The organism is Duganella sp. GW821-FHT01E12 (assembly GCF_059422325.1).
In genome coordinates this window covers 163,236-187,828 of the sequence record NZ_JBWKWR010000002.1, presented here as the reverse complement: position 1 = coordinate 187,828, position 24,593 = coordinate 163,236, and the positions used below count along the sequence as shown (strand labels likewise).

At 64.7% G+C, this 24,593-nt stretch carries 27 protein-coding genes and 1 pseudogene; 20 read left to right on the top strand and 8 right to left on the bottom strand.

Annotated features, from left to right (window positions below; translation table 11 throughout):
• The first annotated feature begins 25 nt into the window (after positions 1 to 25).
• The 5 genes and pseudogenes from mtoX to AC07WS_RS06115 all read left to right on the top strand — a co-directional run bounded on the left by mtoX (position 26) and on the right by AC07WS_RS06115 (position 4,329).
• Positions 26 to 1,312, top strand: a complete 1,287-nt coding sequence (gene mtoX, locus AC07WS_RS06135) for a methanethiol oxidase (protein ID WP_494728201.1) — start codon at positions 26 to 28, stop codon at positions 1,310 to 1,312.
• Positions 1,293 to 2,021 (top strand): SCO family protein, encoded by a 729-nt coding sequence (locus AC07WS_RS06130; RefSeq protein ID WP_494728200.1) that lies wholly within the window; start codon positions 1,293 to 1,295, stop codon positions 2,019 to 2,021. Before mtoX ends, AC07WS_RS06130 begins: the two co-directional genes overlap by 20 nt.
• A pseudogene (locus AC07WS_RS06125) lies at positions 1,988 to 3,313 on the top strand (NAD(P)/FAD-dependent oxidoreductase); the annotation flags it as partial. The gene AC07WS_RS06130 and the pseudogene AC07WS_RS06125, both read left to right, overlap by 34 nt.
• A 71-nt stretch (positions 3,314 to 3,384) precedes the next feature.
• Positions 3,385 to 3,636: a sensor histidine kinase gene (locus AC07WS_RS06120; RefSeq protein WP_494728199.1), complete on the top strand. Its 252-nt coding sequence runs from the start codon at positions 3,385 to 3,387 to the stop codon at positions 3,634 to 3,636.
• A gap of 78 nt (positions 3,637 to 3,714) precedes the next feature.
• Positions 3,715 to 4,329, top strand: a complete 615-nt coding sequence (locus tag AC07WS_RS06115) for a PEP-CTERM sorting domain-containing protein (protein ID WP_494728198.1) — start codon at positions 3,715 to 3,717, stop codon at positions 4,327 to 4,329.
• A 5-nt stretch (positions 4,330 to 4,334) separates the two neighbouring features.
• On the opposite strand, the gene AC07WS_RS06110 is transcribed toward AC07WS_RS06115, so the two are convergent.
• Together AC07WS_RS06110 and AC07WS_RS06105 are read right to left on the bottom strand one after the other, a co-directional pair.
• The gene (locus tag AC07WS_RS06110) at positions 4,335 to 5,507 is read right to left on the bottom strand and encodes a glycerophosphodiester phosphodiesterase (RefSeq protein WP_494728197.1); all 1,173 of its coding nucleotides are present in this window, start codon (positions 5,505 to 5,507) and stop codon (positions 4,335 to 4,337) included.
• Positions 5,507 to 7,903, bottom strand: coding sequence for a TonB-dependent receptor (locus AC07WS_RS06105; protein ID WP_494728196.1), 2,397 nt, complete (start codon positions 7,901 to 7,903; stop codon positions 5,507 to 5,509). Before AC07WS_RS06105 ends, AC07WS_RS06110 begins: the two co-directional genes overlap by 1 nt.
• Before the next feature lie 118 nt (positions 7,904 to 8,021).
• Here AC07WS_RS06105 and AC07WS_RS06100 point away from each other — a divergent pair, with 118 nt between their 5' ends.
• The 5 genes from AC07WS_RS06100 to bla all read left to right on the top strand — a co-directional run bounded on the left by AC07WS_RS06100 (position 8,022) and on the right by bla (position 11,117).
• On the top strand, positions 8,022 to 8,336 hold the full coding sequence (locus AC07WS_RS06100; RefSeq protein WP_494728195.1) for a hypothetical protein: 315 nt from the start codon (positions 8,022 to 8,024) through the stop codon (positions 8,334 to 8,336).
• A 106-nt stretch (positions 8,337 to 8,442) separates the two neighbouring features.
• Positions 8,443 to 9,168, top strand: a complete 726-nt coding sequence (locus AC07WS_RS06095; RefSeq protein ID WP_494728194.1) for a hypothetical protein — start codon at positions 8,443 to 8,445, stop codon at positions 9,166 to 9,168.
• Positions 9,165 to 9,740, top strand: coding sequence for a GNAT family N-acetyltransferase (locus tag AC07WS_RS06090; protein ID WP_494728193.1), 576 nt, complete (start codon positions 9,165 to 9,167; stop codon positions 9,738 to 9,740). Before AC07WS_RS06095 ends, AC07WS_RS06090 begins: the two co-directional genes overlap by 4 nt.
• The gene (locus AC07WS_RS06085; RefSeq protein WP_494728192.1) at positions 9,733 to 10,221 is read left to right on the top strand and encodes an MgtC/SapB family protein; all 489 of its coding nucleotides are present in this window, start codon (positions 9,733 to 9,735) and stop codon (positions 10,219 to 10,221) included. The genes AC07WS_RS06090 and AC07WS_RS06085 overlap by 8 nt, the downstream gene beginning before the upstream one ends.
• A 17-nt stretch (positions 10,222 to 10,238) precedes the next feature.
• Positions 10,239 to 11,117, top strand: a complete 879-nt coding sequence (gene bla / locus AC07WS_RS06080) for a subclass B3 metallo-beta-lactamase (RefSeq protein ID WP_494728191.1) — start codon at positions 10,239 to 10,241, stop codon at positions 11,115 to 11,117.
• Positions 11,118 to 11,194: 77 nt separating this feature from the next.
• Here bla and hslO read toward each other — a convergent pair whose 3' ends face one another.
• Both hslO and AC07WS_RS06070 read right to left on the bottom strand, forming a co-directional pair.
• The gene (hslO, locus tag AC07WS_RS06075; protein WP_494728190.1) at positions 11,195 to 12,154 is read right to left on the bottom strand and encodes an Hsp33 family molecular chaperone HslO; all 960 of its coding nucleotides are present in this window, start codon (positions 12,152 to 12,154) and stop codon (positions 11,195 to 11,197) included.
• A gap of 3 nt (positions 12,155 to 12,157) precedes the next feature.
• On the bottom strand, positions 12,158 to 12,682 hold the full coding sequence (locus AC07WS_RS06070) for a gamma carbonic anhydrase family protein (protein ID WP_494728189.1): 525 nt from the start codon (positions 12,680 to 12,682) through the stop codon (positions 12,158 to 12,160).
• A 156-nt stretch (positions 12,683 to 12,838) separates the two neighbouring features.
• On the opposite strand from AC07WS_RS06070, the gene AC07WS_RS06065 reads away from it, so the two are divergent.
• The 9 genes from AC07WS_RS06065 (at position 12,839) to dapA (ending at position 20,951) form a co-directional block, all read left to right on the top strand.
• Positions 12,839 to 13,723, top strand: coding sequence for an alpha/beta fold hydrolase (locus tag AC07WS_RS06065; RefSeq protein WP_494728188.1), 885 nt, complete (start codon positions 12,839 to 12,841; stop codon positions 13,721 to 13,723).
• 252 nt (positions 13,724 to 13,975) lie between these two features.
• Positions 13,976 to 15,016: a threonine ammonia-lyase gene (locus AC07WS_RS06060; RefSeq protein WP_494728187.1), complete on the top strand. Its 1,041-nt coding sequence runs from the start codon at positions 13,976 to 13,978 to the stop codon at positions 15,014 to 15,016.
• A gap of 29 nt (positions 15,017 to 15,045) precedes the next feature.
• The gene (locus tag AC07WS_RS06055) at positions 15,046 to 15,879 is read left to right on the top strand and encodes a 3',5'-nucleoside bisphosphate phosphatase (RefSeq protein WP_494728186.1); all 834 of its coding nucleotides are present in this window, start codon (positions 15,046 to 15,048) and stop codon (positions 15,877 to 15,879) included.
• 19 nt (positions 15,880 to 15,898) lie between these two features.
• Complete coding sequence (gene htpX, locus AC07WS_RS06050; RefSeq protein WP_494728185.1) at positions 15,899 to 16,783, top strand: protease HtpX; 885 nt, start codon at positions 15,899 to 15,901, stop codon at positions 16,781 to 16,783.
• Between the two features lie 43 nt (positions 16,784 to 16,826).
• Positions 16,827 to 17,450 carry an L-threonylcarbamoyladenylate synthase gene (locus tag AC07WS_RS06045; protein WP_494728184.1) on the top strand — a complete coding sequence of 208 codons (624 nt, stop codon included), beginning with the start codon at positions 16,827 to 16,829 and terminating at the stop codon, positions 17,448 to 17,450.
• A 106-nt stretch (positions 17,451 to 17,556) separates the two neighbouring features.
• Positions 17,557 to 18,234, top strand: a complete 678-nt coding sequence (locus AC07WS_RS06040) for a site-2 protease family protein (RefSeq protein ID WP_494728183.1) — start codon at positions 17,557 to 17,559, stop codon at positions 18,232 to 18,234.
• 6 nt (positions 18,235 to 18,240) lie between these two features.
• Positions 18,241 to 19,440 carry a tryptophan--tRNA ligase gene (locus AC07WS_RS06035; protein ID WP_494728182.1) on the top strand — a complete coding sequence of 400 codons (1,200 nt, stop codon included), beginning with the start codon at positions 18,241 to 18,243 and terminating at the stop codon, positions 19,438 to 19,440.
• Positions 19,440 to 19,988: a class I SAM-dependent methyltransferase gene (locus tag AC07WS_RS06030; protein WP_494728181.1), complete on the top strand. Its 549-nt coding sequence runs from the start codon at positions 19,440 to 19,442 to the stop codon at positions 19,986 to 19,988. The genes AC07WS_RS06035 and AC07WS_RS06030 overlap by 1 nt, the downstream gene beginning before the upstream one ends.
• 87 nt (positions 19,989 to 20,075) lie before the next feature.
• Positions 20,076 to 20,951, top strand: coding sequence for a 4-hydroxy-tetrahydrodipicolinate synthase (gene dapA / locus AC07WS_RS06025; protein ID WP_494728180.1), 876 nt, complete (start codon positions 20,076 to 20,078; stop codon positions 20,949 to 20,951).
• 5 nt (positions 20,952 to 20,956) lie between these two features.
• On the opposite strand, the gene AC07WS_RS06020 is transcribed toward dapA, so the two are convergent.
• Positions 20,957 to 21,115, bottom strand: a complete 159-nt coding sequence (locus AC07WS_RS06020; protein WP_175001155.1) for a hypothetical protein — start codon at positions 21,113 to 21,115, stop codon at positions 20,957 to 20,959.
• On the opposite strand from AC07WS_RS06020, the gene bamC reads away from it, so the two are divergent.
• Positions 21,090 to 22,205, top strand: coding sequence for an NlpB/DapX family lipoprotein (bamC, locus tag AC07WS_RS06015; RefSeq protein ID WP_494728179.1), 1,116 nt, complete (start codon positions 21,090 to 21,092; stop codon positions 22,203 to 22,205). The two genes, AC07WS_RS06020 and bamC, sit on opposite strands and share 26 nt — an antisense overlap.
• Before the next feature lie 177 nt (positions 22,206 to 22,382).
• On the opposite strand, the gene AC07WS_RS06010 is transcribed toward bamC, so the two are convergent.
• From AC07WS_RS06010 to AC07WS_RS06000, 3 genes are all read right to left on the bottom strand, one after another.
• The gene (locus AC07WS_RS06010) at positions 22,383 to 22,625 is read right to left on the bottom strand and encodes a hypothetical protein (RefSeq protein WP_116990225.1); all 243 of its coding nucleotides are present in this window, start codon (positions 22,623 to 22,625) and stop codon (positions 22,383 to 22,385) included.
• Positions 22,626 to 22,921: 296 nt separating this feature from the next.
• The gene (locus AC07WS_RS06005; RefSeq protein WP_494728178.1) at positions 22,922 to 23,398 is read right to left on the bottom strand and encodes a DUF7931 domain-containing protein; all 477 of its coding nucleotides are present in this window, start codon (positions 23,396 to 23,398) and stop codon (positions 22,922 to 22,924) included.
• Positions 23,399 to 23,413: 15 nt separating this feature from the next.
• The gene (locus AC07WS_RS06000; protein ID WP_494728177.1) at positions 23,414 to 24,535 is read right to left on the bottom strand and encodes a JmjC domain-containing protein; all 1,122 of its coding nucleotides are present in this window, start codon (positions 24,533 to 24,535) and stop codon (positions 23,414 to 23,416) included.
• Positions 24,536 to 24,593 lie beyond the last annotated feature (58 nt).

The window sequence follows — 24,593 nt, the reverse complement described above, 5'->3', positions numbered from 1 at the left end:
TTGACAAATATGCACGGAGCCCGAAATGAAATTTCTGCCTGTCGCCAGTTTGCTCTTGTCGATGTTCCTGGCCTGCCCGGCCGGCGCCGACGAGACCTGTAATTCCCCCTACATGGCCAACCTGATCAAGGGCCAGGAAGACTACGTCCATGTCTGGACGCTAGGCATCAAAGGCATCGGTGACGGCCAGGACAAGCTCGTCACCATCGACGTCAATCCCGCCTCGCCCAAGTACGGCAAGGTGATCGACAAGCTGTCGGTGCCGGGACGCGGCGACGCGCACCACGTCGGCTTCACCGAAGACCGCAAATACCTGTGGGCCGGCCGCCTGCAGGACAGCAAGATCTTCGTGTTCGACGTCGGCACCGATCCGGCCCATCCCAAGCTGGTCAAGACCATCAACGACGTGGTCGGCAAGAGCGGCTTCGTCGGCCCGCACACCTTCTATGCGCTGCCGGGCCGGATGCTGGTCGGCTTCCTGTCGAACCCGCGCGACATGGGCGGCGCCACCGGCATGGCGGTGTACAACAACAAGGGCGACGTGGTGGCCAGCTATCCCAACCCCACCGGCAAGATCGGCGATGTGCAGGGCGACGGCTACGGCTACGACCTGGCGATCAACCCCGGCCGCAACGCCATGCTGACCTCCAGCTTCACCGGCTACAACAACTACCGCACCGACCTCGGCAAGCTGATCAAGGACCCGGCGGCCATGCAAAAATTCGGCAACACCATGGTGCTGTGGGACTTCAAGGCCATGAAGCCGCAGCAGATCTTCAGCACGCCGGGCGCGCCGCTGGAAGTGCGCTGGTCGCAGGCGCCCGGCGACAACTGGGCGATCACCGCGACAGCGCTGACCTCCAAGCTGTGGCTGGTCCGGCCGGACGCCAACGGCCGCTGGCAGGCGCGCGATGTCGGCCCGATCGGCGATCCGTCCACCACGCCGCTGCCGGTCGATATGTCGATCACGGCGGACGGCAAGGGCTTGTGGGTCAACACCTTCATGGACGGCAAGACCCGGTTGTTCGACCTGAGCAATCCGGAAGCGCCGCGCCAGGTCTACGAAAAGGTCACGGGCAAGCACGTCAACATGGTCAGCCAGAGCTGGGACGGCAAGCGCCTGTACATCACCACCAGCTTGCTGGAACACTGGGACCTGGACAACGACGACCATTTCATCAAGCTTTACCACTGGGATGGCCACGAGCTGAGCCAGCAATGGAAGATCGACTTCTACAAGGAGAAGCTGGGCCGTCCGCACCACATGAAGTTCAGCGCGAAGCCTGTCGCCAATGTGGCGTCGTTGCGTTGATTACTGGCCGCTGCTGCCGGTGCTGGCCTTGCTCCTGCTGTTGAGCGGAACGCAGGCCGGCGTTCCGCAACGGCGGGCGCCGCAGCAGCAGCTGATGGTGCCGGCGGCGGGCAGCTACCGCCTGCCGGTGATCCAGCCGGGGCCGCACGGCGTGGTGTTCGACAGCGACGGCCGCGAGGTGCCGCTGGAACGCTACCTCACCGGCCGCGTCACCCTGCTCAGTTTCATGTACACCTATTGCAGCGATGCGGCCGCCTGTCCGGCGCTGTTCTCCACCATGAACGATGTGCGCGAACGCCTGCTCAATGCGCCCGCCCTGGCGCGCCGCGTGCAGTTGATCAGCATGTCCTTCGATCCGGTCAACGACACGCCCGAGGCCATGAAGAACTACGGCGGCCCGTTGGGGCGTGCCGGCCAGGCGCTGCGCTGGCATTTCCTGACCTCGCGCTCGGTGGGGCAGTTGCAGCCCATCCTCGATGAACTCGGACAGAGCACCTCGGTCCAGCTCGACAACCAGGGCAGGCCGACACGCTTGTACTACCATCAGGTCAAGCTATTCCTGTTCGACCAGCAGGGGCGGGTGCGCGAAATCTACAGCCCGGCTTTCCTGCAGCCCGAGCTGATCTTCCGCGATATCCAGACGCTGCTGCTTGAGGCCGACGCCGCGCAAACCCACGCCGCCGCGCCGGACGGCCGGTGGCAACGCTAGCGGCCATGGCGGCATTCCCATCCTTGCCAGGCGCCACGCAGCCAAGCGCGGACGCACACGCGGCCGGGCACGCTGTCGTCATCGTCGGCGGCGGCGCGGCCGGCATCGCCACGGCGGCCAGCCTGCTAAAGCGCCAGCCGGATCTCGACGTCGCGATCATCGAACCGGCCGACACCCACTACTACCAGCCCGGCTGGACACTGGTGGGCGGCGGCGCGATGCCCAGTGCCGCCACGGCGCGGCCGATGGCCCGCACCATGCCGCGCGGCGCGCGCTGGATCAGGTCGGCGGTGGCAGCGTTCGAGCCGGAGCACAATGCCGTCGTGCTGGCCGACGGCGCCGTGCTGTACTACCGCCAGCTGGTGGTGTGTCCCGGCCTCAAGCTGGACTGGGACGCCATCGCCGGCCTGTCCGACGCGCTGGGCCGGGATGGCGTGAGCTCGAACTACCTGCACAGGCTGGCGCCAAGCACCTGGCAGATGGTGCGGCAGCTGCGCGGCGGCCGCGCCATCTTCACGCAGCCGGCCATGCCGATCAAGTGCGCGGGCGCGCCGCAAAAGGCGATGTATTTGTCGGCCGACCACTGGCGCCGCCACGGCGTGCTGGACGATATCGAGATCGAGTTCTGCACCGCCGGCGCGGCGCTGTTCGGCGTGCCGGACTATGTGCCGGCGTTGATGGAGTATGTCGGCGCCTACGGCATCGACCTGCGCTTCGGCCACACGCTGGTCGCGGTGGACGGGCCGGCCCGGACAGCCACCTTCCGCCGCGCCTTGCCGGACGGCGGCAGCGTAGAGATCCAGCGCGGCTACGACCTGCTGCACGTGGTGCCGCCGCAGACGCCGCCCGATTTCATACGCGCCAGCACGTTGGCCGACGCCGGCGGCTGGCTGGACGTCGATCCGGCCACGCTGGCGCAGCGGCGATGGGACAACATCCACGCGCTGGGCGACATCATCAACTGCAGCAATGCCAAGACTGTCGCCGCAGCGCGCCGCCAGGCGCCGGTGGTGGCGCACAACGTGCTGGCCGCGCTCGGCTACGCGCAGGGCACGGCGCGCTACGACGGCTACGGCGCCTGCCCGCTGACGGTCGAGCGGGGCAGGGTGGTGCTGGCCGAGTTCTGCTATGGCGGCCGGCTCTCGCCCAGCCTGCCCGGCTGGCTGATCGAAGGCACCCGGCCGTCGCGCCTGGCCTGGCTGCTCAAGCGGCGCGTGCTGCCGCCGCTGTACTGGCAGGCCATGCTCAAGGGCCGGGAGTGGCTGGCCGCGCCGCCGACCAGCCTTGACTGAAACCGTCAGGCTCAGTACGCGTAGCTGACGTAGACCGCGCCGGTGGGGCTGGTTTTGCGCTGGGTGGCGTGGTGCGGGTGGGCCTGGCCTGCGCGGCGGGGCGGGCGGTGTTGACGGTGGAGGATCAGGGGCCGGGCATCGCGCCGGAGTTGCGCGGGCGCGTGTTCGACCGCTTCTTCCGCGATCCGCAGCAGACCAAGGGCGGAAGCAGGCAGGGCCTGTCGATCGCCGCCTCGGCGGCGGCCAGCCACGGCGGAATCATCGAACTGAGTGACGCGCAGGGCGGCGGCCTGCTGGCCCAAGTGACACTGCCCATGGCCTGAGTACCATATGAGAAATATTTTCAACTCCCTAATAATTGTTTATTATATAATTTCCAAATAAATCACAAAGGGGAAGTTATGAACAAAATCGGCCGTATCTTTGTCGCGTTGTTTGTTTCACTGCTGTGTACGACTCAGGCCAGTGCATCGTCGATCACTATCGACTTTGAGCATCTGCCTGGGGCGGATGGAGTTCTTGGCACGGCAGACGATGTGCCGATGGATGGCGGCTCGTTTCAAGCATTGGGTGAAAAATACGCCGCTATCGGTTTGCATTTTTCACAGGGTACGCTGTTCCAGGGGGCCTTTTTCGATGGCAATCCACTGAATCATTTCGTCAGCTCGACCAATCCGATCGCCACGCTGTCAGTGCCCGTGTACGGCATTTCGATGGAGAGCCATTCGTTCTGGAACGCGACGTTGACGGCTTATGACGTTCAAGGAAATATCTTGGCGACGAATGTGTTGCTGAACCCCGCTCCCGGCACCGGCACCTTTAACGGTGTTGTCAGTCTCACGAGCAGCGCGCCTATTTATCGCTTCTCGGTACTGCCACCGGAAAAAGGCCAGATCCTCAATCTCGATAATCTGGTGCTGACAACCACCGCCCCGGTGCCTGAGCCGTCTCAGTATGCGATGCTGCTGGCCGGGCTGGCGCTGACGGCAGGCTACGCCCGCCGTCGTTCGCGATAGCCGGATCAGCCGTTGATGGCGGCCCGGCCCAGCGCCGGGTCGTCGGTGAAGAAGCCGTCCATGCCGGTGGCGATGTAGCGCTTGATCTCGGCGATCGAGCCGGCCTCGTTGCGCGCGGCGTCGCCCGCGTTGTTGCGGAAGTCCGCCGCCAGGAAATGGTTCTCCGGCCGGAAGGTCCACGGCTCCACCCGCAAGCCCGCCTTGTGCGCATCGTCCACCAGCGAGCTTGGCTGGTCCAGGCTGCCGTCCTTCTTCAGCGGAATCAGCGAGCGCGTCGGCGGTGCCACCACGTCGGCGTACTGCGCGATGTCGCGCAGGCCGGCCGGCGTGCACATCTGCGCGAAGGTCAGCGTGCCGCCGGCCTTGGCCACGTCCATCGGCCGCACGTTCTCGCCGATCACCAGCTGCATCAGGCGCAGGTTGGCGCGCTGGCCCAGCTTGCCGCGCATGTATTTCAGGTTGGCCACCTCGAAAGACTGGATCTCGACCGGGTTGCGGCGCGTGTAGTCGTGCGCGGCCAGGATGGACAGGAAGCGGTCCTCCAGCGGCAGGCCGACGCTGGCGAAGTAGGTCGAGTGCTTGAGCTCCGGCACCAGGCCGATGATGCGCCCGCGCGCCGCCGCCTCGGCCGCCGTGAAGTCGATGATCTCCTCGAACGTCAGCACCTGGAACATGCCGTTGTACTGCACGCTGCCGGGACGGAATTGCGGCAGGCGCTCCACCGCGCGCAGCGTCTTGAGCTCGGCCAGCGTGAAGTCGTCGACGAACCAGCCCTCGTGGGTTTCGCCGTCGATGGTCTTGCGCGTCTTGCGGCTGGCGAATTCGGGATGGCTGGCGACGTCGGTGGTCTCGCTGAGGAAGGCTTCATGGCGCGCGACCAGCACGCCGTCCTTGGTGCTGCATAGGTCCGGCTCGATGTAGTCGGCGCCGTCGGCGATGGCCTTGGCGTACGAGCCCAGCGTGTGTTCGGGACGCAGCGCGCTGGCGCCGCGGTGGCCGAACACCAGCGGCGTCTTCGGCCCCGCGCCGACCGCGCCGACGCCCGGCATGCCGGACAGGTCCGGCGTAGCCGCCGCCAGCACCGAGCCCGGCAGGATTAACGAAGCGCCGGCGGTCGCCGCCGCCGCTTGAATGAAGCCGCGCCGCGACAGGCGCTTGGGCAAATAAAGATTGGTCATCAGAAGTCAGCCATCAAAGTCAGGAAGCCCTGACGCGGTGCGATCGGGTAGGTATTGTACGTCCCGCTGGCCGCGCCGACCACCACGTTCAGGCTGCCGTCGCGATTGGCCAGGTTGCTGACGTTGAGGCGGTAGCGCGCGTTCTTGATCCAGCTGTTGTTGAGCATCGGCAGCTTGCCCGACACGCCCAGGCTCATCAGGAAGTAGCTCGGCACGTCCAGGTCGTTGGTGTAGGTGGCGTAGCGCTTGCCGACGTAGTCGCCGATCAGCTGGAACTCGGTGTCGGCCACGGTCATCGTGGCGACGAACTTGTTCATCCACTCGGGGCTGCCCGGCACCGACTTGCCGGAGGTCGGCACCACGTCCTTGCCGTTGTTGTAGTTGTCCGAGTAGGTCGAGCGGTTGAACGACAGCGCGTCGTAGAACGAGAACATGCGGCCGAAGTGCAGCGTGCCGGAGAGGTCGATGCCGTCGGTCTTGACGCCGCCGACGTTGGCCAGCACCGGATTGCCGCCGATGATGGAAGTGATCACCGGCGTCGGGCTGATGGTCAGCAGGCGGTCCTTGAAGTCCACGTGGTACAGGTTGACCTGGCCGTCGATGGCCTTCAGCGGGCCGAGGTCCAGCTGGTGGCTGGTGCGCAGGCCCAGTTCGTAGGTGACCGAGGTCTCGGGCTTGGCGCTGCTCTTGAACAGGTCGAACGCAGCCTGGCTCGCCAGGCTCCACGGCGAGGCGCCGCCGCCGCCGTAGGTGACGAACTGGCGCATATTCTTCTGCACGTTGACGAACATCTGGTCCTGCGGCGTGATGTCCCAGCGCGCGCCGACCTGCGGCAGGAACCATTTCTTGGTGATGATCTCGCCCACCGGCAGCGCCAGCGAACCGTTGGCGATGGCGCCCTTGGCCGGCTGCACCGGGAACTGGCCGTCGGCGAACTGCAGGCTGGACTTGAAGCCGGCCTGCAGCGCCAGGTCGCTGCGCACGCGCCATTCGTCCTGCACGTGGATCTGCGCGACCTTGTTGTCGATCTCGCTGCCGTACTGCGTGATCAGCGGATTGCTGGGACGGTCGTACGGCGAGCTTGGATGGTTCACGTCCAGCGCATACCAGCGGCGGTAGGCCGACGAGCGGTTATGTTCCAGCCACAGGCCGCCCTGCAGCTTGTGGTTGCCGAACTCGCTGGTCAGGGTCGACAGCCAGCCGTTGCGGTTGATCGCATATTCGGTGGTGCGGGTGGCGTAGCCGGAGTTGCCGAACACCTGCTTGAGGTTCTGGCCGGGGAAGTAGACCGCGAACAGGCCCGGCAGGCCGGCCACGCCGATCGGGCCGGCCACCACGCCGACGCCGTCGTCGTTGTGGTAGTAGAGCTGGTTGGACCAGGTGGTCGATTCGCCGATGTTCAGGTCGTACTTGGCGTAGGTCAGGTAGTCCTTGCGCTGGGCGTCGCTGTAGTAGTTGCGGTAGTTGTTGCCCTCGGCGGGCGGCGTGGCGCCGGTCGGCGACAGGTAGGCCAGCGCGGCCTGGAAGTCCGGGTAGGTGAACGGACGGGTGTAGGGCTGGAACTTCTCGCTGGCCGAGTGCACGGTGGCGTCCTCGTTCGGTTCGATCTTGTCCGAATAGTTGAAGTACAAGGTCAGCTTGCCGGCGTTGCCCTGGTTGATGTACTTGGCGTTGATCTGGTCGCCGCCCTGGCGGCCGTTGAAGTCCCAGGCCTTCTGCTCGTGGTGCACGGCCGAGAGGTAGGCGCTGTTGCCGTTGCCGAAGTCGCCCGTGTCGTAGCGCAGGAAGGTGCGCGAGGTGCTGTGGCTGCCCACGGTCTGCTGCACGGCCAGGTTGCGGCTGCGCTGCGGATCGCTGGAGAAGGTCTCGATGGTGCCGCCCAGGTTGCTGGTGGAGGCGGTCGACAGATCGCCCGCGCCGGACGACAGGATCACGCTGCCGACGTTCTCGCTGATGACGGCGCGCTGTGGCGACAGGCCGTTGTAGTTGCCGTACTGCTGGTCGCCGAGCGGCACGCCGTCCATGGTGTAGCCCAGCTGCTGGCCGCTGAAGCCGTGCACGAACAGCGACAGGTTCTGCTCGTTGTTGCCCCAGGGGTCGGCGGTCTGGAAGCTCACGCCCGGCAGGGTCTGCAGCGCCTTCAAGGGATTAATCCCCGGCAGGATCTTCTGCATGTCGCCCTTGGTCAGCGCGACCGAGGAGCGGGTCCGGCGGGTGGCGATTTCAATCGTGGCGACTGGCGCGGCGGCGGCCGCTTCGGCTTCCGTGGCGTGTCCGGCGGCCGCGGCGGGCGCATCGGCGGCCATGTCGGCAACGGCAGCGGCGACATTGGCGGCCATCGCCAGCATAGGGAAGCTCAGCGCGGCGAAGCACACTGCGGATAATTTCTTGTTCATGATCTGCCTTGGATACCAGTTGGAGGAAATGTAAACTTTGCGCATGATAGGCACCCAGTGTTACCGGGTGATGACGCCGTGCGCTACACTGCTGGCTGGAAATAACGAGAGGATCGCGATGCGCAAACTTTGGATGCTGGCGCTGGCTCTGCAACTGGCCGGCTGCTACACGGTGAATCAGGCGGGGCTGGGCAACTTCATCACGCAGACGGTACAGCCGGGCATGCCGCTGGAGCAGGCGCTGGTGCGCATGCGGGCCGAGGGCTTTTACTGCGCCACCAGCACGGCCGGCACGGTGACCATCTGCACCCGCAACCAGGAACGCCTGCTGCGCGGCTCCTGCCTGGAGCGGGTCGACCTGATGCGCAGCGCCACCTCGACGCAGACCTTGGGCGCCATTGACGTGATGGAAATCCGTTGCGCAAAACCATGATGGGGTCAAGTCTGACATTCGGACACGGCCTCTGCTGTAGCGGTCGCTACGGCAGAGGCCGTGTCCGAATGTCAGACTTGACCCCATTGAAAAGGTACTGATTATTATGAATTCGAAACCCAGCATTCGCGATTGGGCGCTGGCCGCCATCGGCACCATGTTCGTTGTGATGGGGCTGGTGATACTGCCGCATGACCTGAACACCGGCGTGACCACCATCGCCTTCTTCGGCGCCTGCGCGGCAGCGGGCATTGCCACCATCGTGCGCAAGCTGCGTTATGCGCGCCAGAGCGTGCAAGGCATCACAGTGGTCGGCGGCGCGCGCATCCGTCCGTCGCGGCTCAGGCTGGCCCTGTTCGGCGGTGGACTCCTGGGCCTGGGCGTGGTGCTGCTGGTCTTCAGTCCAGCAGCTTCCGATCTGGTCTGGTACAGCTTCTGGGTTATCGCCGGTGCGGGCGCCCTGGTGCTGGCGGGCGTGGCGACCGGTCTGCTGCCCAACCAATATATCGAATTCACGCCCGAAGGACTGGTGTTCGGGTTCAGGGCCTGGGCGGTGGTGTTGCCGTGGGACCGGATAGCGCGGGTCGCTGCCGGCGAGTTGCATCGCAATCCGGCCTTGCTGCTGTGGCTGGACGGGCCGGAGACTTTCCAGGTCACGCCTCTCGGCAAGCATGCGAAATTCCTCAAGTATGTGGGCCAATGCCGTAGCTGGGTGGGCGCGGACATGTTCCTGATGACCACGCACTTCGGCGTCGATCTGCCGCTCCTGGTCGGCGCCATCGGCCGCTACGTGGAAGACCGCGAAGCGCGGGCAACGCTGGCGCGCGCATGACGTCGCCCGTCCAACAGTCGGAGTTAGCGGCCGGGCGGCTGCTGCTCAGGCGCCCGGCCACCGGCGATGCCGCCAGGATGCTGGCCTATCGCGTAAGGAACCGCGCCCATCTGGAACCGTGGGAGCCCAGGCGCACCGGCCAGTTCTACAGCTTGCAGGCCGTTGAAGAACAGCTCGGCAGAATGGAACGGCTGGTCGAGGAAAGATCGGCGCTGTTCTGGCTTCTGCAATATCCCGATGGCGGGGAAGTGGTCGGCGAATGCAGCTTCACCAATATCGTCCGTGGACCGTTTCAGGCGTGCCATATGGGCTTTTCGCTGGACAGCAGGCACACCGGCAAGGGCCTGATGCACGAGGCATTGACGGCCGCGATCGCGCACACGTTTGAAGCGCACGGCCTGCATCGCATCATGGCCAACTATCAGCCTTCCAACTCCAGCAGCGAGAAGCTGCTGCGGCGGCTGGGTTTCGAGCGCGAGGGCCTAGCCAGGAAATACCTGATGATTAACGGACGTTGGACCGACCATGTGCTCACGTCCTTGATTAACCCTGGGGAAGCAAAAGATGATTGATTATTGGGATATCGCGGGCCGCCTCGTGATTGCGCTGCTGTTTGGCTGCATCATCGGCATCGAACGCAACCTGCACGGCAAGCCCACCGGCATGAACACGCTGGGCCTGGTCGCGATGGGCGCGGCGCTGGTGACGATGGCCAGCATGGAATTCCTGCCGCTGGACGGCGCCTACAGCCACGATGCCTTGAGCCGCGCGATTCAGGGCGTGGTGACGGGAATCGGTTTTCTTGGCGCCGGGGTCATCGTGCTGAACAACCAGTCGTCCAAGGTGAAGGGCCTGACGACGGCCGCCTCGATCTGGATGACGGCGGGCATAGGCATCGTCTGCGGCATGGGCGCGTGGCGGATCGCCGGCATCGGCCTGGTGCTGGTGATGGTGTTGTTCCTGGTCGGCCATCTGCTGGAGCGCATGCTGCACCGGCGCTGGCTGGGCAAAAGCGAGAATGAACGGGCTGAAATTAATCTGCACGACGAATAGAAAGAGGTAGTCCATAAATGAAAAAGAAACTTCTCGGTTGCTCCATGTTTGTCCTGGGAGCTTTCCTCACCACTGCCAGTGCGGCGGACTGGTATGCGCCGCAAGAGCCTTTCCGCGTGTATGGAAACACCTACTACGTCGGCACGGGTGGCATCAGTGCGGTGCTGATCACCTCGCCGTCGGGACACATCCTGGTCGATGCTGGCGGCCCCGAGGCGGGCGCCCAGGTTGTGGCGCATATCCGCAAGCTGGGCTTCCGGGTCGAAGACATCCGCTACATCCTGAATTCGCACGCGCACCAGGATCATGCCGGCGCCATCGCGGACTTGCAGAAGCTGAGCGGTGCGACGGTGCTGGCCAGTCCGGCCGCTGTTCTGGTGCTCGCAAGCGGCCAGCCAGACCGGGGCGATGCGCAATATCCGAACCTGACGCCCATGCCGCCAGTCGCGCCCACGCGCGCGGTGCGTGACGGCGAAACCATCCACCTCGGGCCGCTGGCCGTGACCGCGCACTACACCCCCGGACACACCAATGGCGGAACCAGCTGGGCCTGGCAAGCCGAAGAAAAAGGCCGGATCGCGAACGTCGTGTTTGCCGACAGCCTGACCGCGCTGGCAGCCGAAGGACTGCGCTTCAGCGGCAATCCGCTGTACCCGCAGGCGCAAGCCGATGTCGAGCGCTCGTTCGCCACCGTCGAGGCGCTGCCCTGCGACATCCTGGTCTCCGCGCATCCGGAAGCGGGCGGCCTGTGGGAGCGCAAGGCCAAGCAGGCGGAGTTCGGCGACGCCGCCTTCATCGACGCCAAGGCTTGCCGCAACTATGCGGCCAAGGCGCGCGTAACTCTTGCCGAGACGCTCAGTGCCGAGGCGGCGCTCGGCAAAACCAGCGCAAAGTAACAGACCAACGCGGGGCGATAAAAAACGCGCCGGACGTGAACGTCGGGCGCGTTTTTCTTTGTGGCGAAGGCGAGGGCTTAGTGCTTCACTTCGCCCGCCGGGATCAGCGCTTCGACCGGCGCGTCGGTGGCGAACAGCTGGGCGCAGTCGACCTTGTCGTAGTCGTAGTGCTGGCCGCAGAAGTCGCAGTTGACGCCGACGTGGCCCTGCTCTTCGAGCACGCTGTCGACTTCGGCGCGGCCCAGCATCTTCAGCATATTGCCGACCTTCTCGCGCGTGCAGGTGCAGTGGAAGGCCGGATGCAGCGGATCGAACACGCGGATGGTCTCTTCCCAGAACAGGCGCTGCATCAGCACGTCGATGGTGGTCGCCAGCAGTTCCTCTTCCTTCAGCGTCGAGCCGAGGATCACGGCGCGGTTCCAGGTTTCCAGCGCTTCGTCCTCGGTCAGCGGCGCCGCTTCGGTCTTGCCGCCGTTGTAGGGCAGCTTTTGCAGCAGCAGGCCGCGCGAGACGTTGTCGTCCGCCGCCAGCCACAGCTTGGTGTCCAGCTGTTCCGAACGCAGCATATAGTTTTCAATCACGGTGCCGACGTCGTCGCCGTCCAGCGGCACGATGCCCTGGTATGGCTGCTGGCCCGGCATCTTGTCGGCCGGATCGAGCGTGATGATGAAGCGGCCCTTGCCGTGCGCGTTCAGCAGCGACGGCAGCTTGGCGTCGTCCGCGATCAGCGCTTCGGGATCGATCTTGGCGGTGGCGCGCAGATGCAGCTCGGCGTCGCACTCGACCACCAACAGGCGCACCGGGCCGTCACCGTGGATCTGCATGATGATCGAACCGTTGAACTTTAGGTTGGCCGACAGCAGCGCGGCGGCGGCCACCATCTCGCCCAGCAGCTTCTTGACCGGGGCCGGGTAGGCGTGGCGCGCCAGCACCTCGCGCCAGGTGGCGGAGATGTCGATGAACTCGCCACGCACGGCGGCGTTGTCGAAGATGAATTTCTGCAGGGTGTCCTGGCCGATGATGGGGGTAATGCTCATGTGTTATCCGATCTTTTTGAGTTGCGTCTTGAACAGTTGGCCGCGCTTGACGTAGCTGTCGGCGCTGGCGAGCAGGCGCGCGGCGTCCTCGTCGCTCAGCGTGCGCACGGCCTTGGCCGGCGAGCCGATGATCAGCGAGTTGTCCGGGAATTCCTTGCCCTCGGTGACCAGCGCGCCGGCGCCGACCAAGCAGCCCTTGCCGATCTTCGCGCCGTTGAGGATCACGGCCTGGATGCCGATCAGGGCGCCGTCGCCGATGGTGCAACCGTGCAGCATGGCCTGGTGGCCGATGGTGACGTTCTTGCCCACCGTGAGCGGATAGCCCATGTCGGTGTGCATGACCGTGCCTTCCTGTACATTGCTGTTTTCGCCGATGGTGATGCGTTCGTTATCGCCGCGCAGCGTCGCACCGAACCATACCGAAGTGTTGGCGTGCAGGCTGACTTTGCCGATCACTGTGGCAGTGTCGGCAACAAATGACGATGCATCGATCTCGGGCGCATGTTCGCCCAGTTGATATATAGACATTGGATACCTTAGGTTGAGTGCTGAATTCAGCGCTGATGAGCGGTGGGATGGCGCTATTTTACGCTTGAGCGGCTATCGAACGGTCGTGCTATTATTTTACTTCATCGCCAGCAAGCAACCGATATTGCGGCGGCTTACGCATTTTCAAGGACCACCATGACCTTCACTTCGTCCCGCTCCGAGTTCCTGACCATCCGCGGCCTGCGCAGCCACGTGCGCCACTGGGGGCGGGACGGCGCGCCCAAGATCTTCATGCTGCACGGCTGGATGGACGTGGGCGCCTCGTTCCAGTTCGTGGTGGACGCGCTGCGCGGCGACTGGCACGTGATCGCGCCGGACTGGCGCGGCTTCGGCCTGTCGCAGCGCTGCGGGACCGACACCTACTGGTTCCCCGATTACCTGGCCGACCTGGACGCCATCCTGCGCCACTACTCGCCGGACCAGGCGGTCAACCTGCTGGGCCACAGCATGGGCGGCAACGTGGTCGGCATCTACGCCGGCGCGCGGCCGGAACGCATCCGCAAGCTGATCAACCTGGAAGGCGGTGGCCTGCGCTCCAGCAAACCGGAGCAGGCGCCCGGCCGCTACGCCAAGTGGATGGACGCGCTGCTGGTGCAGCCGGAGATGCGCAGCTATCCGTCGCAGGCCGCCGTGGCCGCGCGGCTGCAGAAGACCAATCCGCGCCTCAGCGACGAGCGCGCCGCCTTCCTGGCGCAGCACTGGTCGGCGCAGAACGATGCAGGTGAGTGGGAGATACTGGGAGATCCGGCCCATAAGCAGCCGGGCCCGCTGCCTTACCACGTCGAGGACATCATGGCGTGCTGGAGCGCGACGACCGCGCCGGTGCTGTGGGTGGAGGCGGACCAGACCAATATGTGGACCTGGATGGGCGGCGAGCTGGAAGGGCGTGCCGAGCTGGTGCGCCGCCTCGGCTATTTGCGCGACGTTGAATGCAAGGTGCTGGCCGATGCGGGCCACATGCTGCATCACGACCAGCCCGAGGAACTGGCCCACCTGATCGAGGCCTTCCTGGCGCGCTAGAACGAAACGCTTGCCAAGGCTTGGCGCTTTTGGCATGATTGTTCGTATGAACTCCCATCCGACCATCCAGCCAAGCCGCCGCCACGTCGCCTCCGACGCTGGCGCCGCCGCGTTTGCCGGTCGGAGCCTGTCCGCCGTCTCCATTATTCGAATTATTCAGGGTCGCTGAGCTGCGGCTGCGCCGGTGCTCGGCGCCCCCAGCCTCCACGCGGCCAAGGCCGCATTCCCTTGAATATTCTATGGAGCTGCACCATGACACCATCCTATCCCTCGCTGGACCAGATCCGCGCCACCGCCCGCCGCCTGCAAGGCAAAATCCTTGAGACGCCCGTGTGGCGCTGGCAAACCGGTGTGGCCGAAGAACAGTTCGCCGGCGGCGAAGTCTGGCTCAAGCTGGAACTGTTCCAGAAGACCGGCACCTTCAAGCTGCGCGGCGCCCTCAACTGCGTCGAAGCGCTGGACGCGGCGGCGCGCGAGCGCGGCATCGTCGCCGTCAGCGCCGGCAACCATGCGATCGCGGCTGCCTACGCCGCGCGGCTGGCCGGGTGCGGCGCCAAGGTGGTGATGCCACGCCACGCCAGTCCGGCCCGCATCGCCGCCTGCCGCGAGCTGGGTGCCGAGGTGCTGCTGATGCCCGACGTGCACCAGGCCTTCGCGCGCGGCCGCGAGATCGAGCGCGACGAGGCGCGCACCATGCTGCATCCCTACGAGGGACCGCTGACCGCGCAAGGCACGGCGACGGTCGGCCTGGAGCTGATGGCGCAGGTGCCGCGACTGGACGCGGTCGTGGTGCCGGTGGGCGGAGGCGGTCTGTGCGCGGGCATCGCCGCCGCCGTCAAGCAGATCAATCCGTCCTGTGCGGTGTACGGCGTGGAGCCGTTCGGGGCCGACGCGCTGTACCGCAGTTTCGCCTCGGGCCGGCCGGAGGCGCTGGAGCGGGTCGACACCGTGGCCGACAGCCTGGGCGCGCCGTACGCCATGCCTTACAGCTTCGGCGTGTGCCGCCGCTTCGTCGACGAGGTGGTGCGGGTGACTGACGACGAGATCTGTCTGGCGATGCTGAACCTGTTCCGCGACGCCAAGCTGGTGGCCGAACCGGCCGCCGCAGTGGCGACCGCCGCGCTGTTCGGGCCACTGCGCGAGCGGCTGGCGGGCAAGCGCGTGGGTCTGCTGGTGTGCGGCTCGAACATCGACCCGGTGCGCTTCGCCGAGCTGCTGGCGCGCGGCGTGCGCTTGCGTGGCGCCGGCCTTGACGCAGCGGTGGATGGACTTTGCTCAGGCAGCGTACAATGAAGCCTTCATTGCCGTAAATATTGAGCCATATGTTGAAAGTCGATCTGCATTGCCATTCCAACGTTTCCGACGGCGTCCTCGCACCGGCCGCCGTGGCGCAGCACGCGCGCAAGGCGGGGGTGGATGTGTGGGCGCTGACCGACCACGACGAAGTGGACGGCATCCCTGCCGCCCGCGCCGCTGCGCAGGAGCAGGGCATGCGTTTCGTCACCGGGGTCGAGATCTCGATCACCTGGGCCAACGAAACCGTGCACATCGTCGGCCTGCAGATCGACGAGAACAATGCCGGGCTGGTCAACGGCCTGGCCTGCACCCGCTCCGGGCGCGACAACCGTGGCCGCGAGATCGCCAACCAGCTGGCCAAGGTCGGCATCGAGGGCGCCTACGAGGGTGCGCTCAAATACGTCGGCAATCCCGACCTGATGTCGCGCACGCACTTTGCCCGCTACCTGGTGGAAATCGGCGTCTGCGCCAACATTCCGGAAGTGTTCAAAAAATACCTGTCCGAGGGCAAGCCGGGCTATGTGGCGCATTGCTGGGCCAGCCTGGCCGATTCGGTCAACTGGATACGCGGCGCCGGCGGCATCGCCGTGATCGCCCATCCGGGCCGCTACAAGTTCAGCCAGCTGGCGCAGGGCCAGTTGTTCGACGAGTTCAAGCAGCTGGGCGGCGCGGCCATCGAGGTGGTCACCGGCAGCCACACGCCGGAGCAGTACCCGATCTACGCGCAGCTGGCCAACAGCTACGGCTTCCTGGCCTCGCGCGGCACCGACTTCCACGCGCCGGGCGAATCGCGCGTCGATTTCGCGCTGCTGCCGCCGTTGCCGGCCAATGTCACGCCGGTCTGGCACGACTGGTTCTGAAGAAGTTGGGAGACTGCCCATGAAACGCATCGTCTTGTTTATCGCCACCAACCTCGCCGTGATGCTGGTGCTGTCCATCGTCTTGTCGCTGCTGGGCATCGGCCGTCCGGGATCGGGCAACACGCTGCAGCTGGGCAGCCTGCTGGCGTTCTCGCTGGTGGTGGGCTTTACCGGCGCGATCTTTTCCCTGCTGATCAGCAAGCCGATGGCCAAGTGGTCGACCGGCGCCCGCGTGATCGACGCGCCGTCCTCGTCGACCGAGCAGTGGCTGCTCAACACCGTCAAGGCGCTGTCCGAGCGCGCCGGCATCGCCATGCCGGAAGTGGCGGTCTACGATGGCGAGCCGAACGCCTTCGCCACCGGCGCCTTTAAGAACTCGGCGCTGGTGGCCGTCTCCACCGGCCTGCTGGCGAACATGAACCGCGACGAGGTGGAGGCCGTGCTGGGCCACGAAGTCGCCCACGTCGCCAACGGCGACATGGTGACCATGACCCTGATCCAGGGCGTGGTCAACACCTTCGTGGTGTTCCTGGCGCGGGTGGTGGGCTTCTTCGTCGACAGCGTGCTGCTCAAAAATAACGACAGCGAACGGCGCGGCCCCGGCATCGGCTACATGGTGACGGTGTTTGTGTGCGAGATCATCTTCGGCCTGGCCGCCTCGCTGATCGTGGCCTGGTTCTCGCGCCAGCGCGAATTCCGCGCCGACGCCGGCTCCGCCAGGCTGCTGGGCAGCAGCGTGCCCATGCAGCACGCGCTGGCCCGCCTGAACGGCATGGAGCCGGGCGCCTTGCCGCAGTCGATCGCGGCGGCCGGCATCACCGCCGCCGGTGGCTGGACCGCGCTGTTTTCCACCCATCCCCCTTTCGAGCAGCGTATTGCCGCCTTGCGTAGCGTACAATCCTAACCGTGATTAACAGCGGCCGGGACTACGCACCGGCAGCGCCCATATGAGTCAATTTTTCCAGGTCCATCCCGTCAATCCGCAGCCGCGCCTGATCAAGCAGGCGGCGCAGATCGTGCACGACGGCGGCATCGTCGCCGTGCCGACGGATTCCTGCTATGCCCTGGTCTGCCATCTGGACGATAAATCCGCGGTCGAGCGCCTGCGGCGCATCCGCGGCATCGATGAAAAACACCATCTGACGCTGCTGTGCCGCGACCTGAGCGAGATCGGCGTCTACGCGCGGGTCGACAACCGCCAGTTCCGCCTGCTCAAAGCGGCCACGCCCGGCCCCTTCACCTTCATCCTGGAAGCGACCAAGTGCGTGCCGCGCCGGCTCAGCCATCCGTCGCGCAAGACCATCGGCCTGCGGGTGCCGGAGGACGCCATCGTCCACGCGCTGCTGGAGGAACTGCAGCAGCCGCTGCTGGGCACGACCCTGATCATGCCGGGCGAGACCGACCCGCTGAACGACGCCGACGCCATCTGCGAACGGCTGGGCAAGCAGATCGAGCTGGTCATCGACGGCGGCGCCTGCAGCCTGGAGCCGACCACCGTGATCGACCTCAGCGGTTCGGGCGCCGAGCTGGTGCGCCAGGGCAGGGGCGACGCGGCCATGTTCGGCCTGTAAGCCTGGCCTAAGCCTGGGCTGTCACTGTCAGGCTTTTAACTGGGCAAGCGCGCCGGCCCTCGACGGCGCAGCAAGAACACGTCCCGGCCTCTGGTAAAATTCCCCCATGAACGAAACCGATAGTATTATCCAGACCATCGCGGTCTACCTGATCCCTGTTCTTTTTGCAATTTCCCTGCATGAAGCCGCACACGGATACGTCGCCCGCTATTTCGGCGACCCCACCGCAGCCAACGAAGGCCGCCTGAGTCTCAATCCGCTGCGCCACATCGACCCGTTCGGCACGGTGATCCTGCCGCTGATCCTGAGCCTGCTGCACCTGCCCGCGCTTGGCTACGCCAAGCCGGTGCCGGTGGACTACGGCCGCCTGCGCAATCCGAAAAAGCAAATGGCGCTGGTGGCGGCTGCCGGCCCGGCGGCCAACTTCGCCATGGGCCTGGGCTGGATGGCGCTGTGGGTGGTGCTGACCTACGCGCTGGCCATCCCGCAGGACGACTTCTTCATCGAGATGAGCAAGGCCGGCATCGGCGTCAACTCGGCCATGTGCGTCTTCAACCTGATTCCGCTGCCGCCGCTCGACGGCGGCCGCATCGTCACCGGCATCCTGCCGCTGCCGCTGGCGCGCAAGTACGCGCAAATCGAACGTTACGGCGCATATGTGTTCATCGGCCTGATCCTGATGATGCAGTTCGGTATGCTGACCGGCTTCCTGATCGGTGGTATGCACATATTGCAGAGCATGTTCCATGTGCTGTTGTATCCCCTTATTTTTCTTCTGAGCTGAGCGACTATGTATCCCGATCGTGTTGTATCCGGCATGCGCCCGACTGGCTCCATGCACCTGGGCCACTACCACGGCGCCTTGAAGAACTGGATCAAGATGCAGTCCGAACTGCCTTGCCTGTTCTTCGTGGCCGACTGGCACGCGCTGACCACGCACTACGACGACCCGTCCATCATCGAGCGCAGCACCTGGGACATGCTGGTCGACTGGCTGGCCGCCGGCGTCGATCCGTCGCAGGCCACGCTGTTCATCCAGTCGCGCGTGCCCGAGCACGCCGAGCTGCACCTGCTGCTGTCGATGGCCACGCCGCTGGGCTGGCTGGAGCGCGTGCCGACCTACAAGGACCAGATCGAGAACCTGTCCAACAAGGACCTGGCCACCTACGGCTTCCTCGGCTACCCGCTGTTGCAGGCGGCGGACGTGCTGATCTACCGCGCCAGCCAGGTGCCGGTGGGCGACGACCAGGTGCCGCACATCGAGATGATGCGCGAGATCGCGCGGCGCTTTAACCACCTGTACGGCAAGGAAAAAGGCTTCGAGGAAAAGGCGCAGGACGCCGTCAAAAAGCTGGGCAGCAAGCGCGCCAAGCTCTACAACGAACTGCGCACCGAATACCAGCAGGACGGCAAGGAAGAGGCGCTGGAGCAGGCCAAGGCCATGCTGGACGACGCCCAGAGCCTGTCGATGGGCGACCGCGAGCGCCTGTTCGGCTATCTGGAAGGCAGCCGCAAGCTGATCCTGGTGGAGCCGCATGCCCGCCTGTCGGTCTCGTCGCGCCTGCCGGGCCTGGACGGCCGCAAGATGTCAAAAAGCTACGGCAATTCCATCGCGCTGCGCGAGGACAAGGCCACGGTGGAAAAGAAGATCCGCACCATGCCGACCGATCCTGCCCGCGTGCGCCGCACCGACGCCGGCGACCCGGCCCGCTGCCCGGTCTGGCAATTCCACCAGGTGTATTCCGACAACGCGACCCAGGAATGGGTGGTAAAAGGATGTAAATCCGCCGGCATCGGTTGCATCGAATGCAAACAGCCGGTGATCGACGCCATCATCAAGGAACAGGAGCCCATGCACGAGCGCGCCCAGCAGTACCTGGACGACCCGTCGCTGGTGCGCGCCATCGTCGCCGACGGCAACGACGCGGCCCGTAAGCTGGCGCTGGAAACCATGCGCGACGTGCGCGAAGCCATGGGGCTGGCGTACTGATGACCGAGCTCGTTTCCCCTTGGGTGCGGCGCTACGCGCCCTTGATCCCCGGCGGCGAGGTGCTGGACCTGGCTTGCGGCAGCGGACGCCATGCGCGCCACCTGGCCGCGCTGGGCCACGCCGTGCTCGCGGTGGACCGCGATCCCGAGGCGCTGGCCGCCGCGGCCGGTCCTGAAATCACCACCACCGCCATCGACCTGGAGGAGGCGGGCGCCGTCTGGCCTTTTGGTCCGGAGCGATTTGCCGGCATCGTGGTCACAAACTACCTGCATCGGCCGCTAATTGCCGATATGCTGGCCAGCCTGGCGCCAAACGGCGTGTTCATCTACGAGACCTTCGCGGACGGCAACGCGCAGTTCGGCAAGCCGTCGAATCCGGCCTTTTTGCTGCAGTCCGGCGAGCTGCTGGATTGGGCGCGCAACCACGGCTTGCGCGTGGTGGCCTTCGAGGACGGCGTCATCGACACGCCAAAAGCTGCCATGGTGCAACGTCTATGCGCCGTGAAGCCGGATTTCCCGCGTGTGGCGGCGCTTTTACCGCCATTTTGAAGGCCGATTTGTCGCCCTGAATGCACCACATGGGCAGGCTATCGTCTACAATCGTTGTTTTATACTTTATGCAGGCAGTGGTTACCTATGATTAAGGGCAGCATAGTAGCAATCGTCACCCCGATGAACGCAGACGGCAGTCTGGACTTCGAGGGTCTGAATCGGCTGATCGACTGGCACATCGCCGAAGGTACGGACAGCATCGTCATCGCCGGCACCACCGGCGAATCGGCCACCGTGAGCGTGGAAGAGCACTGCGCGCTGATCAAGGCGACGGTCGCCCACGCCAAGGGCCGCATTCCCATCATCGCGGGCGCCGGCGCCAACTCCACGGCCGAGGCGATCAAGTTGACCCGCTTCGCCAAGGAAGCCGGTGCGGACGCCACGCTGCAAGTGGTTCCCTACTACAACCGTCCTACCCAGGAAGGCATGTACCAGCACTTCAAGGCCATCGCCGAAGCGGTGGACCTGCCGGTCATCCTGTACAACGTGCCGGGCCGCACGGTAGCCGACATGAGTAACGACACCATCCTGCGCCTGGCGAAAATCCCGAACATCGTCGGCGTCAAGGACGCGACCGGCAACATCGGCCGCGGCTACGACCTGCTGCGCCTGGCGCCGAAATCGTTCGCCGTGTACTCGGGCGACGATCCGACCGCGATGGCCCTGATGCTGGCCGGCGGCGCCGGCAACATCTCCGTCACCGCCAACGTCGCCCCGCGCGACATGGCCGACATGTGCGAAGCGGCGATCGCCGGCAACATCGCCAAGGCGGTCGAGCTGAACAATAAAATGTTCCCGCTGCACCAGAAGCTGTTCATCGAGCCGAATCCGGTGCCGGTCAAGTGGGCGCTGGCGGAAATGGGCAAAATGCCAGCCGGCATCCGTCTGCCGCTGGTGCCGCTGGCGGCCGAATGCCACGACGCGGTACGCGCGGCCCTGCGAGAAGCCGGCGTACTGTAAAAACCTTAGCCACAAGCCCCGACTTCGGTTCGGATCATCCCTGATTTGCTGCTTTTCAGCTTCTTAAACAGTAACGACATGACTATTCGCAAGACAGCTTCTATTTCCTCGCAGCGCGCCGTTGTAGTCGGCGCATTGATGGCCAGTTTGACCGGTTGCGGCATGATCAGCTCCGTCGTCGGCAACGACAAGGTGGACTACAAGTCCGCCAAGAAGGCCAGCACGCTGGACGTGCCGCCGGATCTGACGCAATTGCAGAAAGATAACCGCTACTCGCTGCCGGACTCGAACAACGGCATCGCCACCGCCTCGGGTTACAACGCTTCCAAGGGCATCGTCGCCGGCCCGGCCGCCATCATGCCGGGCACGCCCGCCGCAGGCACCGTGGTGCCGACCAGCATCAACGACATCAAGGTCGAGCGCGACGGCAACCAGCGCTGGCTGGTGATCAAGCAGACGCCCGAGCAACTGTGGCCGCAGCTGAAGCAATTCTGGGAAGATTCGGGCTTCGTGCTGGCCAAGGAAAACGCCACCGCCGGCACCATGGAAACCGAATGGAACGAAAACCGCGCCAAGATCCCGCAGGATTTCATCCGCAACACCATCGGCAAGGTATTTGACTCGGTCTATTCCAGCGGCGAGCGCGACAAGTTCCGCACCCGCGTCGAACGCCGCGCCGACGGCGCCAGCGAGATCTACGTCAGCCACCGCGGCGCCCAGGAAGTCGTCACCGGCGCCCAGAAGGAATCGACCACCTGGATGCCGCGTCCCAACGATCCGGGCCTGGAAGCTGAATTCCTGGCGCGCCTGATGACCAAGCTGGGCAATGGTTCGGAAGTGGCGCAGGCCAAGTCGGCCGTCGACACCGCGATTGTGCAGCCGCAGCATGCGTCGCTGGTGGGCGCCGGCGCCGAGCGCGCCGTGCAGGTGGACGAGGGCTTCGACCGCGCCTGGCGCCGCGTGGGCCTGGCGCTGGACCGCGCCGGCTTCACCGTGGAAGACCGCGACCGCACCCAGGGCACGTACTTCGTTCGTTACGTCGACGACGCCGCCGAAACCAAGGGCTTCTTCAGCAAGCTGTTCAGCTGGGGCTCGTCGTCGGAAGCCGATAAGGAAGCGCAGCGCTATCGCATTTCGGTGAAAGCCGGCGCGGGTAACAGCAGCATCGTTACCGTGTTGAGCAATGCCGGCAAAGCGGAAGCCACGCCGGTCGCCGAAAAGATCCTGACCCTGCTGCACGAGCAATTGAAATAATGGGATAGCCGGTTATTGCCGGCTATTCAAAACAAAACCCGCCAGCCTGAACGCGATCTTGCGTGCGTTCAGGCTGGCGGGTTTTTTATATCCGCATCCAAATGGAACTTTCCCCTTGGATGCAAAAGCATCAGGCGTAAAAAAACCGGCCCGAAGGCCGGCTTTTCCACAAGCTGATTACTTCGAAGCAGCAGGAGCAGCAGCAGCCGAAGCGGCTGGAGCAGCAGCAGCGTCCGAAGCGGCAGGAGCAGCAGCAGCTGGAGCAGCAGCGTCAGCAGCTGGAGCAGGTGCTGGAGCAGCAGCAGGAGCAGCAGCTTCTGGAGCAGCTACTGGAGCTGGAGCAGCAGGAGCTTCTTCTTTTTTGGAGCAAGCAGCCAGAGCAACAGCCAGCAGGGAAACGATCAGCAGGGATTTTTTCATGGGGTTTTCCTTAATTAATTCAAAATTAAACACAATTGTTGCGATTAATAATTACCGGTAATTATCGCTCATTAGGTCGTCTTCGAAGGCTTTCGTACCGGAAATGGTGCCTGCCAGACAACGGAAACTTCCTAACCGAATATTATAGCGATTTTTAGTGCGTCGCAATAGGACAAACAGCCGTTTCCACAACTATTTTGCGATATCGCAACATTTCGGTTTCGACTCTACTTTAGCAGATTCGGCACGGAATACCAGTGTTCGCATCGAACACCGGCATTTTACCTTGAACTGGATCATAATCCAGTTGAGTTTGCGAACAATCCGGGCGCCGATTCTAACCAAATCGTAATAAAGCGGTCGCCGCTGGTTTGGGTATCTTCCGGCCCGTCAAAAACCGCTTCGCCGCGGAAATGATCCGAGTGAAAACGCCGCACGATATGGCGTTCGTCGGCGATGCAGAACGAGTCCGTCAGCTGGCGCAATTGCTGGCTGGTGCGGCGCACTTCCACCAGATGGCTGTAATCCTTGATCAGGCGCAGGAAGCGCGGCGCGTCGCGCTCGATGTGGTGGCCGTCGTGCCCGGTCATCTGCAGGCGGCCGCCCTGGTGCAGGAAGCGGCGCAGCAGGGCGTCGGTGGCGCTGCTGCCCAGCTCCCAGATGGCGAAATCCGGGTCGAACAGCGTCAGCGTGTGCTGGGCGCGGGTGAAGCAGCTGGCCAGGTGCTCAAGAAATTCCGCCCTGGTGGTGAATGGAAAACTCTGCCTGTCCATACCGCCTCCCCGTGATTAGCCCAACTCGATCCAGCCGTCCTGATACCAGGTGTATAGCGCGTCCATAACGTCGTCCGACGCCTGGGACACCTCCGCGCCGGCCAGCGCGCGGTGGTTGGCCAGCAGCTCCAGCGTGATCTTGTCGGCGCGGCTGACGCCGAACGATTCGCCGTTGATGAACACGTGTTTGCCGCGGTACAGCATTTGCGTCTTGCGCGACAGCGACAAGCCCTTCTTCGCCGCCGCTTCGCCGAACTTGCCGAACGTCAGCGGCTTGGCCGGGCCGGTGAAGAACACGTTGTGCTTGGGCTCGGACATATACTCGCCCAGGAAGATGGTGATGTCTTCCTCGGTGAAGCTGACCTTGTTGATTTCCTCGGCGATCGTGTTCAGCATGTGGCGCGGGATCTCGGCCGGCTTGGAGGTCGCCTCCAGCTCCGGATCGCCGTAGCGGCCCGGCAGGTCGATCGAATCGGCCATGAACTGCAGGAAGGCTTCGCCCAGCTCCTGGTAGGACGGCGAACGGAAGCCGATCGAATAGGTCTGGCAGTCGCCGATGGCGATGCCGTCGTGCGCGTAGTGCGGCGGCAGGTACAGCATGTCGCCCGGATTGAGCACGAACTCCTCGTTCGGCTTGAAATTGGCCAGTATCTTCAGCGGCAAGCCTTCGACCAGGCTCAGGTCCTTCTGCGGGCCGATCTGCCAGCGGCGCTGGCCCTGCGCCTGCAGCAGGAACACGTCGTAGGAATCGAAGTGGGGGCCGACGCCGCCGCCGTCGGTGGCGAAGCTGACCATCAGGTCGTCCAGGCGGGCGTCCGGCAGGAAGCGGAACTGGCGCAGCAGCGCGTCGGCCTTGGCGTCGAACAGGTTGACGCCCTGGACCAGCACGGTCCATTCCTTCTGGTCCATCGGCGGCAGGGCCTCCAGCGGGCCATGCTGCATATTCCACTGGCCGTCGACATTGGTCACCAGGCGCGATTCCGCGTGGTTGGTCGAGGCCAGCTTGGTCAGCGCCTCCATGCTCAGCAAAGGCTTGAAGCCGGGGATGGCGTTGCGGATCAGCAGGGGCTTTTTGTGCCAGTAGTCGCGCAGGAACTGCGCCGGCGTGATGTCGCCGAGGAGAGGTAGTTTTTTCATGCGCCCATTATAACCATCGCCGCGCCGATTGTCGGGCTGGCGGCGGTTCGGCGGGCGA